We start from the raw sequence: 14331 nt of genomic DNA on the forward strand, positions 1-14331 counted from the left end.
AATCTTGTATTGCTCAAAAAACTAATAATTGACGTTTACTTCATGTTTTGTTTAGTTTTCAAAGTTCACTTCATCGCGTCATTTGCGACTTTTTCATATTAACATCTCTTTATCAGTGAGTCAACATTTTTTTTATTTTTTATTACTTTGTTTCGTTTTTTGTCGAACCATCTTGGCGACGTATATAAATATAACACCCCATTTAGATTATGACAAGCCCCTTTTTTCATTTTTTTAAAAAAAAGATAAAAAAATTATATATAGTACGGAGGAAGTGTAATACGCTATGTCGAATTAGCCATAAACTATATAGAAAAGGGGTTTAGAAAATGGATCTACAACCAGATATCCTCATAAAATTACTAATATCAGCAATGTTAGGTTCCGTTATCGGGTTAGAAAGAGAGTTAAAACGAAAACCTCTTGGATTAAAGACATGCCTTGTTATTTCAATAATGAGTTGCCTATTAACAATTGTTTCTATTAGTTCAGCATTTTCATTTCATGGAAGTGATTATTTAAATATAACAATGGACCCATTACGTTTACCGGCACAAATAGTATCAGGAATCGGTTTCGTTGGGGCTGGTGTAATTCTCAGAAGAGGTAACGATACAATTGCTGGGTTAACAACAGCTGCTATGATTTGGGGTGCATCGGGTATCGGAATAATTGTTGGGGCTGGCTTTTATGTCGAAGCTTTTGCAGGCGTAGGCTTATTAATAATAAGTGTAGAATTAATTCCCTACTTAATAAACAAGCTTGGTCCTAAAAGATTAAAAGAAAGAGATATAAGTTTGAAGCTTACAGTAATAGGAAGCGAAAATATAAATATTGTCATTGATCAAATAACCGCTCAGGATATTACAGTTAAAAACATTAAAATAAAAGGATTAAATAATGATGAACATTATGTCCAAATGAAATTATTAGTATTTAATAAACGAAGAACGACAGAAATTTATTATGATATTGAACAAATAGAAAACATCCGTGGAATTGAAATAGAAAGTATATAGTAGTGATAAGTTATTGCTTATTGGTAAAAATAAGTGTTACGAAATTGCGATGGGGGTATAAGCTTGAAAGTATTTCGTAACCAACCTATCTATTTTAAATCCTATACACTATTAAAAATTACTGTACTATTATTATCGTTGATTGCTATATTCGGAACAATCATCCATTTCGCAGAACCATTTACTTTTCCGACTGTTTGGGACGGTATGTGGTGGTCAATCGTAACTACATTTACAGTAGGTTACGGTGATTATGTACCTCTCTCTCCAGTTGGACGTTTTTTTGCAGTTATTTTAATTTTACTTGGTACTGGAATTGGTTCTTTTTATATGATTTCATTCACGGCACAAACATTTAGAAACCAAGACGCGGATTTTAGGGGTACACTTACGTTTACAAAAAAGAACCATATTATAATAGTAGGTTGGAATGAACGAGTTAAAAATGTTATTAAACAACTACGTGCATCTTCAAACCAAGTCTATATCGTATTAATTGATGAAAGTTTAGAGTTATTACCTCCTGATTTAGAGAAGGTGCATTTTGTAAAAGGCTCTGCCGCTAATGACTCAGTTTTAGAAAAAGCAAATATAAAATTTGCCAATACAATCTTAATTACAGCTGATCAAAATAAAAATGAGCAAGATGCTGATATGCAAACAATTTTAACAATCATCGCAACAAAAGGTCTTAACGAATCGATTAACTGTATCGCAGAAATCTTAACGAAAAATCAAGTAATTAACGCTAATCGAGCTGGAGCCAACGAAATAATCGAAGCGCATTTGTTGACTTCTTTTGTTATGTCAGGTTCGATTATGCATAGAGGATATTCAGATGTTGTGCTTAAGTTAACAAACCAATTAGAAACCTTTACAGTAAAAATAATGGAAGTTGAACAAAAAATGGTTGGAAAATTTTATTTCGATATTGTAGTTGAAGAATTAAACAACGATAAAATGATTATTGGAATAATTCGTGATAAACAAACAATCATCAGACCCGATAAAAGTATTAAGATTGCAAAAGATGATTTCCTTATCTTACTTACTTAATAATTGTTACGATTAAAAAAGAGCCAATCTAAATGATATGGCTCTTTTTTGATCGACAAAGTTCTAAAACTTGACTCTTTTTTTATAAAAGTTCATCTTCAATTCTCTTTAGAATTTCAAACCCTTTTATTTGATATTTTCTAGGAACTTTTCCATCTTTTTCAATTGGTTCTTGGAACTGGTTTAATGATCCAGTTAAATTCCCCTCTAAACCAACATTATCATCTAGCCCCTCATTATAAATATGCGTTAATAAAAAGGGAGTATCGAATTGTATAACTGCTCCATCCATATCTAACGAACCTGAAGTAACATTAAAAGGTAATCTTAAATATTGATACCCGTCATCATCCTGCATTAATAAATCAAAACTGCCATGATCATATTCCCAGTTTGCTCCAATTACAAATCCATGATTTTTTAATTTCCCCTCAATGTCATTAAGCGGATATATTGCATTTTCTAATTTTGATTTTAAAGGATACATGCTTTCCTCCTCCTTTTTCAATAGTATTTTCTTATTAAGTAAAAACATGAATATTAATTTTAATTTCAATAAAAAAACCGTTGTTAAAGTCAATTTAACAACGGTCCTTTTATCTAATATTATTTTAAACGTTCTTCTAATTGCATTTTTAGTTCTTCAAATCCTGGTTTTCCTAATAATGCAAACATGTTTTTCTTGTAAGCTTCTACACCTGGTTGATCAAAAGGATTTACTCCAAGTAAATATCCGCTCATCGCACAAGCTAGTTCAAAGAAGTATACCGTGTAACCGAAAGTATACTCATCTAATTTTGGTAATGAAACAATTAGATTCGGTACTCCACCGTCAGCATGAGCTAAGATCGTACCTTCAAAAGCTTTTTTATTAACGAAATCTACAGTTTTACCAGCAAGATAATTTAATCCGTCAGAGTCGTTATCCTCAAGTTCAATTGTTAATTCATGGCGAGGATTTTCAACAGATAAAACTGTTTCAAATAAATCACGTCGACCTTCTTGTACATATTGTCCAAGAGAATGTAAATCCGTTGAGAAGTTTGCTGAAGATGGATAGATCCCTTTTTGGTCTTTCCCTTCACTTTCTCCAAATAATTGCTTCCACCATTCTCCAAAATATTGTAATGATGGTTCGTAGTTAACAAGCATCTCTATTGTTTTACCTTTGTTGTATAAAACATTTCGAACAACTGCGTATTGATATGCTTGATTATCTTCTAATTCTGAAGAGTTGTATTCTTTATATGCATCTTGTGCACCCTTCATCATTTGTTCAATATCAATACCCGCTGCAGCAATCGGTAATAAACCTACTGCAGTTAATACTGAATAGCGTCCACCTACATCGTCAGGAATAACAAATGTTTCATATCCCTTTTCATCGGCAACGGTTTTTAATGCTCCACGTGCTTTATCAGTTGTAGCATAAATACGATGTTTAACTTCTTCAGCACCATATTTTTCTTCTAATAGCTTTCTAAAAATACGGAATGCAATCGCTGGTTCAGTAGTTGTCCCAGATTTTGAGATAACATTAATTGAAAAATCCTTATCCTTTAAAACTTGAATTAAATCGTGCATATATGTAGAACTAATATTATTTCCTACGAAGAAAACTTGAGGTGCTTTTCTTTCTTCTTTAGAAGCAATATTAAAAAATGAGTGTTGTAACATTTCAATTGCAGCACGTGCACCTAAATAAGATCCACCGATACCAATTACTAAAAGAACGTCTGAATCTGATTTAATTTTCTCTGCTGCTTTTTGAATTCGAGAAAATTCTTCTTTGTCATAGTCATTAGGTAACTCTACCCATCCTAGATAATCGCTACCTGCACCTGTTTTTTCATGAATTGTATGGTGAAATAATTTCACTGCATCCCTTAAATAAGATATTTCATGATCTTGAAAAAACATTTTTGCTTTTGAATAGTCAAATTTAATATGAGAAGTCATACATCAAACCTCCTTAAATAGTTGTAATACCTTTACAATGTACCTAATTAAATAATTGAAAGCAAGTAAATGGAATTATATTTTTGTGAAATTTTTAACAAAAATTAAAAAGACAATTCTCCTTATAATTATTTTTAGTACATAAACAAAAACAAATGAGGAAAGATATGATAGAAGGTCATAAAAAAGGAGGTTAACCTATATGAGTACATTACAACGTATTGCACTTATTTTTACAATTATTGGAGCTATTAACTGGGGTTTAATTGGGTTTTTTCAATTTGATTTAGTTGCAGCAATTTTTGGTGGTGCAGATTCTGCTTTTGCTCGAATTATTTATGGTATCGTTGGTATTTCAGGATTAATTAACCTTGGCTTATTATTCAAACCTTCAGAAGAGCTGGGAACACATCCTGAAACAAATGAAGTAAGATAACTAGCAGACGAAATTAGTCTCTTTTGTATCTGTACTTTTCCAACATTAAAAAGGAAGGGGAAATTCCCTTCCTTTTTAATTCGTCATATTTTCTTTCTTCATCTCAACGCGAAGCCATTCATTTAATTTTTTATGCAGGGTGCTAAATCCATCTGGTTTAAGCTCTCTTAATAGTCTAGCTGCATGTTTTAAGTTCTCGTCACCATTAAATCCTTGATCGATACTTGCTCCTTTTAAAGACAAACTTATTTTTCCTGTCATCTCATCAATAGACAGTACACGTACATTTACTAATTGCCCAACAGAAATATAGTCTCGAATATCTCGAACATATCCATTAATAATTTCGGAAATATGTACTAGTCCTTGTGTTTGGTGATCAAGTGAAATAAAGGCACCATACGTTTGAATCCCTGTTACTTTACCAGTGTAAACTTTTCCAATATTGTAGTTTTGTGCCATTCAAAACACTCCTAATTTTCGTTCAATTCCACTAACTAAATTTTAGCACACACAGACCAACTTTTAAAGTTTGCTTACTACTCATAAATGGCACTTCTTTTCTAAAATCCCTTTACTTATTATAGTCACTTTAAAGGTTGGGCTATTTCAATTATTTTAAATAAATACCTGTCTCTATTAGAATTGACGAAAAACTTATAATTTAAAAGTATTTTAGCCAATTGCATATCATATGGTGACATACAGAGTATTACTGAAATAAAGAATGTATTCCTTCCGTTTGGACATAATAATCCAAAAACTTAAAGGAGAGTTTGGATGATGAATCATTCTGGAACAATGCAGTCGACATATAAGGTTTCTGGACTTGATGTTTATTATGAACTTTACGGATACCATAATAGCAATAAGCAAGATTCAAAAGTATTTGTATTAATTCACGGTTTTTTATCATCTTGCTTCAGTTTCCGAAGACTAATCCCTTTTATCTCAAAAGATCATGTAGTTGTCGTAATTGACCTACCCCCGTTTGGTAAAAGTGGAAAACAGTTAAATTTTAAATATTCGTATGATAACTTTGCGAATGTTGTTATCTCTCTTGTAAATCATTTAAATTTGCAAAAAATTTATTTAGTCGGACATTCTATGGGTGGGCAAATTGCTTTATATGTAACGAAAAAAGAACCGGAACTTGTTAAAAAAGTCATTTTATTATGTAGTTCAGGTTATTTAGGAAGGGCAAATCCACATTTAATTATTTCATCTTATTTTCCTTTTTTCTATCTATATATAAAAAGGCACTTAGCTAAACAAGGTATTATGAAATCCCTAATTTCTGTTGTTCATGATCAGAAGTTAATCGATGATGAGATGATAAACGGATACAAGGAACCTTTTTTGCAAGATGAAATTTTTAGAGCATTAACAAAGATGATTCGTGATCGAGAAGGTGATTTAAGTCCTTCAGATCTACAGAATATATCTGTACCTACTCTTTTAATTTGGGGAGAAAAAGATAAAGTAGTTCCACTAGAAGTAGGCGAAAGATTGCATCGTGATTTAAGGTACTCAACTTTATATACTTATCCAGAAGCAGGGCACTTAATTCCTGAAGAAATCCCTGAACATATTTATGAACGGATATCAAATTTTGTATAAGAAAAAGAGTCTCGAATCGGGACTCTTTTTCACATTTTTTATATTTCAAATATCGGTAAAGTAATTATAACCTTCAAGCCTTTACCATCAATATTCATAAATTTTAACTTACCATTGTGTTGGTCAATAATATGCTTTACGATGGCAAGTCCTAGTCCGGTCCCACCTTCGTTTCTAGATCTTGCTTTATCGACTCGATAAAATCTTTCTCCTAAATGCGGAATCTCTTCAGACGGGATCCCCTTTCCTTCGTCTAATATTTCCAATGTGACTTGTTTATCTTGAAATAGTGAAATATAAATTGTTTTACCTGAAGGCGTGTAACGGATTGAGTTATCAAGTAAATTGTGGATTACCTGTTGAAATCGATCTGGGTCAACATTTGCGATAATCGTCTCATCTAAATTTTTTTGAATTTTAATATTACGTTCAATTAGTATCTGGGAATATGTCTCGATTGTATCTTCAATTAACTGGGCAATTACATTAGGTTCTTGATTAAGTGGAAATTGCTGACCATCTAATGTGGCCAAGTCAAGTAAATCTCTAACTAATCTTTGCATCCGACTAGCCTCTTTTTGAATGATACCAACATATTTTAGTTGTTGTTCTTGTTTTATAACACCATCTAAAATTGCTTCACTATATCCTTTAACATAACTCAATGGAGTTCTTAATTCATGAGAAACATTTGCTAAAAACTCTTTTCTATTTTCATCTTCTTTTTGTAAAGAATCAGACATTGAGTTAAACGCAGTAGCTAGTTTTCCGATTTCATCACCACTAATGTAATGTATACGTTCAGTGTAATCACCATTTGCCATTTTATAAGATATTTGCTCCATTCTTGATAATGGCTTAATCATTTGTTTTATTATACTTCTGCCAATTAAAAGAATAATGAAAGCAAATAACAATGTACTGATCATAAAAATCCATTTTGATTGTTGGATTAATTCAGTAACACTCCTTAAAGGTAAGTGTAAATAAATAATCCCTTCAAGTTTTTCTTTTTTTACAACCGGAACAACGACACCGATTATTTGATGCTTAAATCTTTTTTCAAATCCTGTCTTCGTAATCACTTTTCCTTTTAATAAAGTTTCACGATCATCTTCAGTAATGAAAGATTCGTGGCTTACATTATAGGGGATACATGCACTTAAATCTCTTGGATTACTAATAAATAAAACATTAGCATTTGAAACAGCATCAAATTTTGAAACAAATTCTGAAAAGTCATTTACATTATTCGTATTATGATAATGATTTACTAAACCTTTACCTTCTTGGATTAACGTGGAACGAACGTATGAAACATATAATTGCTTATATGCAAACTGAAACATTAAAAAGAAAAAGATCGTTGTACAGATTACGATTAAACAAATCGTTAACCAAAGCTTTTGTAAAAACGATAACGAATAGAGCAATTTCCTCATCCGTTTATCCCAAATTTATACCCTACACCCCAAACGGTAGATATATAATCTGCATCCTGTCCTAATTTAATTCTTAAAGTTTTTATATGTGTATCGACTGTTCTAGCTGTACCGAAATAATCAAAACCCCAAACTTTTTCTAAAATTTGCTCACGGCTAAAAACGTGGTCTTGGTTCTTACAAAAGAAAAGAAGCAAATCATATTCTTTTAAAGTAAGCGATAAAGGTTTGTCCGATACAAAAGCATTCCTAGACTTTTCATTTATTTTAATTTGGCCAATCTGTAAAACTGAGGCATCCGTATTTTTCGTTCTTCTTAAAACCGCATCTACTCTTGCAATTAATTCACCTGGACTGAAGGGCTTTACGATATAATCGTCCGCTCCCATTTTCAATCCATTTACCTTATCCCACTCTTCACCTTTTGCTGTTAAGAAAATTACAGGTACATTTGATGTTTCTCTAATCTTTTTACAAAGGGTCCATCCATCCATAATGGGCATCATTATATCTAAAATTAATAAATCATAGTTTGATTGACTTATTTTTGATAATGCGATTTCACCATTGTTTGCTTCGTCCCAACTATATCCACTATTTTCTAAATACATTCCAACCAATTGGCAAATTTCTTGTTCATCATCAACAATCAATATCTTTCTTTCAATCATGACGAATGCCCTCTCTTAACAATAATTGAAAAGGTCCTCTTCCTACTGCAACTTCTTTTTCAATTTTCATCGTTGTCGTATTTATTTGGTACAACTTGTTTAAATCATAACTAGCTGCATAAGCAGTATGTTTAAAGCCAATAGCCGTATAAGGATTCGATCCAACTTCTATAAACTTAGTTTGATTAACTACATTCGGATTTAACTTATAAATTTGATTTGTACCATGGGCAATCGTAAACAATCCATCTTCATTTTGAAAAAACGAAATAGGCATTAAAGGCGTATGAAGGGACTTATTTTGCTTTCCAGTAGTAGTTGAATATACTTTTACGTACTCATTTTCCTCTTCACCATTTCCATGTCCCCCTACAAATAGTTCAGATGAATCTTTGTTTAAAATTAAGCCTACCGATGTGTTCGGCACTTCAATTGTTTGTTCAATTTTAAAACTACTTAAGTTAATACCAATCACTTTTCTTTCGTTAAACAAGCTAACATATAATTTATGATGAATCGTATCTTCAACCATAGAAATAGGATTTCTACCTATTTTAATTTTTTTAAGAACCTTACCATTATGATTAAAAAATGTAATGTTATTCTTTTTTCCATTCGTTACAGCAATCATCCGATTACTTTTTAAAGAAATTATATTAGTGATACCAGTACCAGCATTCCAACTATCAACATGGTCCCCTGTGGAAAGATGATAAATATCTATTTTTGGATTTGTTGGATCATATACCGCAATATCTTCTCCATTTTGTAATAATTCTGCTCCACTTACATCTCTATTTAAATTCCAATCTGTTACTTTATGTAAGTCATCTAAATTTAGGAACGTTAAACTTCCCACTTTTTTATTTACTGAAATAAGGACATTTTCCGAATCCTTAATATGTGACATATTATTTGATACACAGCCAGCACAAAATAAGAAAAGTAAAATCGTGCTGAAGATCGAAATCTTTCTCAAAATATTCCCCCCCATAAAAGCAATATCAGTCTGCCAATCTTGACTTCTAGCTTTTATATAAAAGAGGCTATCCTTCTATTCATCAAAGATAGGATAGCCTTCGTTATTATTTAATTTACGCTAACCTCTTTTTCAGTATGGTCATGTAAATCCTCTTTTTCAACATGAACCTTTACTGTATTTGTTCCTTTTTCTTTAAATGTATACTTAACTTCATATTCGCCAGGTGCAACTTCTTTTGCATCAGTATAGTCATGCTTTCCTTGCTCATCTTTCCATGTTTCAATTCGCACGTTCGCTTTTTCAAGTGGTTTACCATCATTTGTCATAAGATGAATCGTAAAGAGATTTTCTTTATTTGCAACAATCTTTTCAGTGCCCATTAAATGAATCATTACATCGCCATGATGATTATCTCCACTGTGTGTTTCATGTTCACTCTTTCCAGTATTACTATTACTAGTTGAGGTAGTAGCTTGAACTTTAAAATCCTTTTTCGGCATTGAATGTTGATCCCTAGCAGTAACATGGGCAATAACATAATAATCTCCCGGATCAGTAAATTTATATGTAGCCGAATAAATACCATCTGCACCATTTTTTGCATCAAGCATGGCAATACTATCCTCACCATTTTTACCAATTTCAAATTGAACTTCATCTGCGTCAGAAACCGCTTTATTATTTTGACTAACTTCAGCACCAATTGTAATTTCTTTATTTAAACTAATATCGGATGTCGGCAGAAGTATATTTACATCAACAGGTTTTTCAACTACAGGTTCCTTCTTCTTCTCATTAGAACATCCTGCAGTAATCATAATGCTTACAATTAATAGACTTAAAAACTTTTTCATATGTATTACCTCCTAAGATTCTGCTAAAGTAAACAGATCTTATATTTTAGATCGATAAGATTATGTTTTAAATGCGCTTTGTTAAACAGATCTGGATTAGTCTAATGTAGCTAATAAATTCACAAAAACAATCTATCACAAAAATGTGATGAAAATGTGATGTAACTCCAAAAAAAAGAGACCTTCCTTAGTAAGTCCCCATTATGAATTATTTTATTCACGTATTGATTTTTTTTCTTTTGATTCCATTAATTCTGTTATACGCTTTTCTTCTTTCAGCGATGCCTTTTTAATTAAGTAAAAAGTAATAAATGCGCCAATCATAAAAATAATTAATGAAATAACGGCAGGTATATACTCTGTTTTATCTTCAGGAAAATATAAAAACTCCATCATTGTCCCATCACTCCCACTGCCAATTATACAAAGTATTCTAAAATAATCAAAGTAAAATGAGGTATAGGTTAAAAGATTTTCCACTGATAATTAAGTATTGTGTTGTTGATTTCCACTTCGGGATGCTCGCTTTCCATGGAAAGCGAGCACCCTGTAGTGGAAATCAATAGGCACAACTTACTTATCAATGATACATCCAACAATTTAATTAACAAATTCCTCTTTCTACAAAATAAAAAACCAACTGATTTAAAATCAATTGGTTTTTAGTATGAAGATATTCTTTTCTTTAATAATGAAAAATCAATTAAGTCTCCTAAAGTTGCTGGAGCAGGTTTTTTCATATATTGCTTATCTTTTTCTACTAATTTATAAATATGATATGTCGTTAATGCATCATCTAGTGCTTTGTGGTGATTTCCAGTTCCATCTTTTCCATACTCTTTCATTGCGTTCCAAAGGCCAGTTTGATTTTGGTTACCGAAGAAGGTTTTATACTCAAGACATAAATCCCTTACTTCTCCATTAATTGGGAATGAAATATTTGCAGCCTCACAATTATGTTTTAGTACTCTCATATCCATATTGCCCCAAGTAATTACCGTAGTTCGATAGTTATTTGTCGCTTCATTTAATATTTCTCCAAGTTCTTTTAACTGTATACCATGATCAACATTCTCTTGAGAAATATTTAGAAACCTTTTGCATCTTGAGGATAACGTTGGAAACTGTAGCGGTTTAACAAATGAAGAATATGTTTGATTAATCTCATCATTAATGACACTTACAAAACCAACTTCAATGATTTCCGGAAAAAATTTAATTCCTTTTGATTTTCCATCTGGCATTGTAAATTCAAAATCAATAAACAGTAACTGCTCTTTCATTTCCTCACCTCCAGAAAAATAAATTTTCTGATTTTTACTTATTGTCTTATATGATTAACGAATATTCAAGTAAGACAAATTTCCTATTTTCAACTTTATTCCTTATTTTATTAATACAACCAATTTGTGTAAAAAATAACATAAGATACCCATCAAGATGAAAAATCGTGTTAAAATAATATCGTTCGTTTAATTTTTTCTTTAAACGAATTAATAAATAGAAAGTATATAGAGGGCTATTATGAAAAAAATTATTGGATTTATTATTATTATAATAAGCTTTCTTGTCTTTTATTTCACATCTCAGCAAGCTATGATGGCGTATGAGACCTCAAAACATATTCCCAAAAAGAAGGTAGAAGAACTACCTGTTGTTTCTTTATCACAGAACAGTGTTTTTTATGACAGAAATAATAATCCTTTTTACATTCCTGCTTCTGGTGATAATAGAATTAATTTAAAAAGCGGTGATATTCCGCAACTAGTAAAGGATATCTTTATTTCTACCGAAGATCGATATTTTTATTCACATAAGGGTATTGATTTATTTGGAGTTGCTAGGGCATTTATGGTGAATGTTTCGAATAGTGGAATAGAACAGGGAGCTAGTACAATTACACAGCAACTTGCAAGAAATTTATATTTAACTCAAGCGCGTACAGTCGAACGCAAAATAAAAGAGATTCAAATCTCTTTACAACTTGAAAAGCAATATTCTAAAGATCAAATTTTAGAAATGTACATTAATACAATATATTTTGCAAACCGAAACTATGGAATTGAAGCTGCAAGTAAAGCATATTTTAGCAAATCGGCAAAGGATTTGAGTATCGCTCAAACCGCTTTCGTATGTACAATTCCAAATAACCCAACTTTATATGATCCTTTGAAAAACTTTAATAACGCTAAAAAGCGTCAAGAAAGAATTTTAGGTATTCTTAGAGATCAGGGTAAAATCACTGAGCAACAGTATACTGCTGCTATGAAAGAAAAAATCACGCTAAAGAAAGATAGTAAAACACAGGAATATCCTGATTACTATTCTTACGTTGATTCTGAACTGAAGAGCATTTTAGCTGGTAAAAAAGGAAAATTTAATACTAGCAAACTATCAGCAGCACAACAAACTGAATTAAAAAAATTAAAAACTGTTCAAGAAAGAGCATTATATTTACAAAATCAAGGCTTAAAAGTCTATACAAGCTTAAATCCATCGGTACAACAAGTGACTGTCAGCGCAGTTAATCGAGGAACACTTTCAACAAATACGCAGGGCGCTGCAGTTGTAGTAAAAAATGATACACATGAAATTATTGCAATTTCTGGGGGAAGAAACTATGAACCTCACAATCTAAATCGAGCGTTCCAATCGTATAGACAGCCAGGTTCAACAATTAAACCATTACTAGTTTATGCGCCATATATTGAAACCTTTGGTGCTACTCCTGATACAAAAGTAAACGCAGATAACTACTGTAAGGGCACATATTGCCCTAAAAATGATAGTAAGAAAGAATACGGTGATGTAACTTTACGTACTGCTATGCAGAACTCATTCAATACGGCCGCAGTTCGATTATATGAGCAACTTACACCACGTATAGGTTATTCATACTTAGATAAGTATGGTTTTAGAACGATTACAAATGAAGACCGTATAGAGCTTGGTCGTGCACTTGGTGGCTTCAATGTCGGTATGTCACCATTAGAAATGACAGATGCATATTCTACATTCGGAAACAATGGGGTATTCTATGAAAATACCGCGATTAAAAAAATCACGTTAAGAGATGGTACTGTTTTATACGATAATGAACCAAAAGCAGTTCGAGTATACAATCCATCAACGAACGAAACAATGAGAAGCATGTTAAACTCTGTAGTAAAAGATGGTACTGCTAAACATATTTATATGCCGTTAAACTATATAGGTGGTAAAACAGGTACAACTAACGATAATACGAATCTATGGTTCATGGGATTAACTTCAAATTATACAATTGGTACATGGATTGGTAATGATAAACAAAGAATTCCAATTCCAAAAAACTATTCTTATCCACCTACACAACGAATTTGGCAAAACATCGTTGTGAATGGCCATTTATATTAATCTATAAACAAAAAAGTAGCACTTTTGATTATCAAAAGTGCTACTTTTTTTAAAATGGCATTGAAGTTTTTAATTTAGCTAAAACCGTAAATGCACCATATACTACTCCGCTACCTACTAATCCCCAAATGATTAATTGGATCATTATAAATCCAATGACCCCTACAATTGTATAGTTAGATTTTTGCTTAATTAAAAATAAAATATAAAATGCAATTACTGATACTAGTAAAACAATAGCAATATACACTAAAGATTTATTTAAAAAGATAGCGATTAATCCACCTATTAAGAAGACAAAAGAATATTTCTTAGTTGCTAATAAGTCTACTCCTTCATTATCCTTTGAAAATAGAAGTAGAGCAAATTGCCAGATCATATCAGAAATTAATTTGAATCCACTCAAAACTAAATAGAAAAGAAATGCTATACCTAGAAATGTAAGGATTCTAATTTCCTTCTCTGGAAGTAGATCTGTAAGTGGTTGTAGAATACCAGATACTGATAAAAAGTTTATAGTCATTTGAAAGAAGTTTAATGTAATGGCGACCGTAAACATAATAATTGATAAAAGTGCATTAAAGCCTGTGTAATATATATTTTTCATCGAATGTCTCCTTTCTTCTCTATCTCAAGAAATTTCAAATTCATTCAAAAATCCTTAAATAGAGGATGTCTCACTTATCTTCGAATTTTTATATACACAACTTAATTATTTTACCATAAGTTTAAGATAAAATTGATGAGTTTCTACTTTTTCTTTTTAGAAATAATCATTTTAAATTACATTTAATATTTAAGAAACTCGACTCATCCTTTAACCAAGTGTCATTCGTTTGATATCCACGTCCATAAAAAAACTGCTAAATTATAATTGTAATTTAGCAGTTTTTTAT

General features: G+C 31.3%; 15 protein-coding genes. 5 read left to right on the top strand and 10 right to left on the bottom strand.

Translation table 11 applies throughout. The annotated features are described in order from the left end of the window. Positions 1 to 329 precede the first annotated feature (329 nt). Together AN960_RS06630 and AN960_RS06635 are read left to right on the top strand one after the other, a co-directional pair. On the top strand, positions 330 to 1019 hold the full coding sequence (locus AN960_RS06630; protein ID WP_056468630.1) for an MgtC/SapB family protein: 690 nt from the start codon (positions 330 to 332) through the stop codon (positions 1017 to 1019). A 63-nt stretch (positions 1020 to 1082) separates the two neighbouring features. Continuing rightward, a complete protein-coding gene (locus AN960_RS06635; protein ID WP_056468633.1) occupies positions 1083 to 2075 on the top strand; it encodes a potassium channel family protein in 993 nt (330 codons plus the stop codon). Positions 2076 to 2157: 82 nt separating this feature from the next. Here the strand turns inward: AN960_RS06635 and AN960_RS06640 are convergent, their stop codons facing one another. Next, positions 2158 to 2562, bottom strand: a complete 405-nt coding sequence (locus AN960_RS06640; RefSeq protein ID WP_056468636.1) for a YugN family protein — start codon at positions 2560 to 2562, stop codon at positions 2158 to 2160. A gap of 119 nt (positions 2563 to 2681) precedes the next feature. Next, the gene (locus tag AN960_RS06645; RefSeq protein WP_056468639.1) at positions 2682 to 4034 is read right to left on the bottom strand and encodes a glucose-6-phosphate isomerase; all 1353 of its coding nucleotides are present in this window, start codon (positions 4032 to 4034) and stop codon (positions 2682 to 2684) included. A gap of 202 nt (positions 4035 to 4236) precedes the next feature. On the opposite strand from AN960_RS06645, the gene AN960_RS06650 reads away from it, so the two are divergent. Next, a complete protein-coding gene (locus tag AN960_RS06650) occupies positions 4237 to 4470 on the top strand; it encodes a DUF378 domain-containing protein (protein ID WP_056468643.1) in 234 nt (77 codons plus the stop codon). 75 nt (positions 4471 to 4545) lie between these two features. On the opposite strand, the gene AN960_RS06655 is transcribed toward AN960_RS06650, so the two are convergent. Then, positions 4546 to 4932, bottom strand: coding sequence for a CvfD/Ygs/GSP13 family RNA-binding post-transcriptional regulator (locus tag AN960_RS06655; protein WP_056468646.1), 387 nt, complete (start codon positions 4930 to 4932; stop codon positions 4546 to 4548). Between the two features lie 321 nt (positions 4933 to 5253). Between AN960_RS06655 and AN960_RS06660 the strand changes: the two genes are divergently transcribed. Beyond that, positions 5254 to 6090, top strand: a complete 837-nt coding sequence (locus tag AN960_RS06660) for an alpha/beta fold hydrolase (protein WP_056469016.1) — start codon at positions 5254 to 5256, stop codon at positions 6088 to 6090. A gap of 38 nt (positions 6091 to 6128) precedes the next feature. Here AN960_RS06660 and AN960_RS06665 read toward each other — a convergent pair whose 3' ends face one another. The 6 genes from AN960_RS06665 to kapD all read right to left on the bottom strand — a co-directional run bounded on the left by AN960_RS06665 (position 6129) and on the right by kapD (position 11322). Then, positions 6129 to 7532, bottom strand: coding sequence for a sensor histidine kinase (locus tag AN960_RS06665; RefSeq protein ID WP_056468649.1), 1404 nt, complete (start codon positions 7530 to 7532; stop codon positions 6129 to 6131). Then, positions 7529 to 8203: a response regulator transcription factor gene (locus AN960_RS06670; protein WP_056468652.1), complete on the bottom strand. Its 675-nt coding sequence runs from the start codon at positions 8201 to 8203 to the stop codon at positions 7529 to 7531. The genes AN960_RS06665 and AN960_RS06670 overlap by 4 nt, the downstream gene beginning before the upstream one ends. Further along, positions 8196 to 9182 (bottom strand): YncE family protein, encoded by a 987-nt coding sequence (locus AN960_RS06675; RefSeq protein ID WP_056468656.1) that lies wholly within the window; start codon positions 9180 to 9182, stop codon positions 8196 to 8198. The genes AN960_RS06670 and AN960_RS06675 overlap by 8 nt, the downstream gene beginning before the upstream one ends. A 110-nt stretch (positions 9183 to 9292) precedes the next feature. Continuing rightward, positions 9293 to 10039, bottom strand: coding sequence for a FixH family protein (locus AN960_RS06680; RefSeq protein ID WP_056468657.1), 747 nt, complete (start codon positions 10037 to 10039; stop codon positions 9293 to 9295). A gap of 213 nt (positions 10040 to 10252) precedes the next feature. After that, a complete protein-coding gene (locus tag AN960_RS06685) occupies positions 10253 to 10435 on the bottom strand; it encodes a hypothetical protein (RefSeq protein ID WP_056468660.1) in 183 nt (60 codons plus the stop codon). 266 nt (positions 10436 to 10701) lie between these two features. After that, positions 10702 to 11322, bottom strand: coding sequence for a 3'-5' exonuclease KapD (gene kapD / locus AN960_RS06690; RefSeq protein ID WP_056468662.1), 621 nt, complete (start codon positions 11320 to 11322; stop codon positions 10702 to 10704). Between the two features lie 241 nt (positions 11323 to 11563). On the opposite strand from kapD, the gene AN960_RS06695 reads away from it, so the two are divergent. Next, on the top strand, positions 11564 to 13435 hold the full coding sequence (locus AN960_RS06695; RefSeq protein ID WP_056468665.1) for a transglycosylase domain-containing protein: 1872 nt from the start codon (positions 11564 to 11566) through the stop codon (positions 13433 to 13435). A 49-nt stretch (positions 13436 to 13484) separates the two neighbouring features. On the opposite strand, the gene AN960_RS06700 is transcribed toward AN960_RS06695, so the two are convergent. Next, on the bottom strand, positions 13485 to 14042 hold the full coding sequence (locus tag AN960_RS06700; protein ID WP_056468668.1) for a DUF5366 family protein: 558 nt from the start codon (positions 14040 to 14042) through the stop codon (positions 13485 to 13487). Between the last annotated feature and the right edge of the window lie 289 nt (positions 14043 to 14331).

Origin of the sequence: Bacillus sp. FJAT-25509 (assembly GCF_001420605.1) — a bacterium.
GTDB lineage: Bacteria > Bacillota > Bacilli > Bacillales > Bacillaceae_G > Gottfriedia.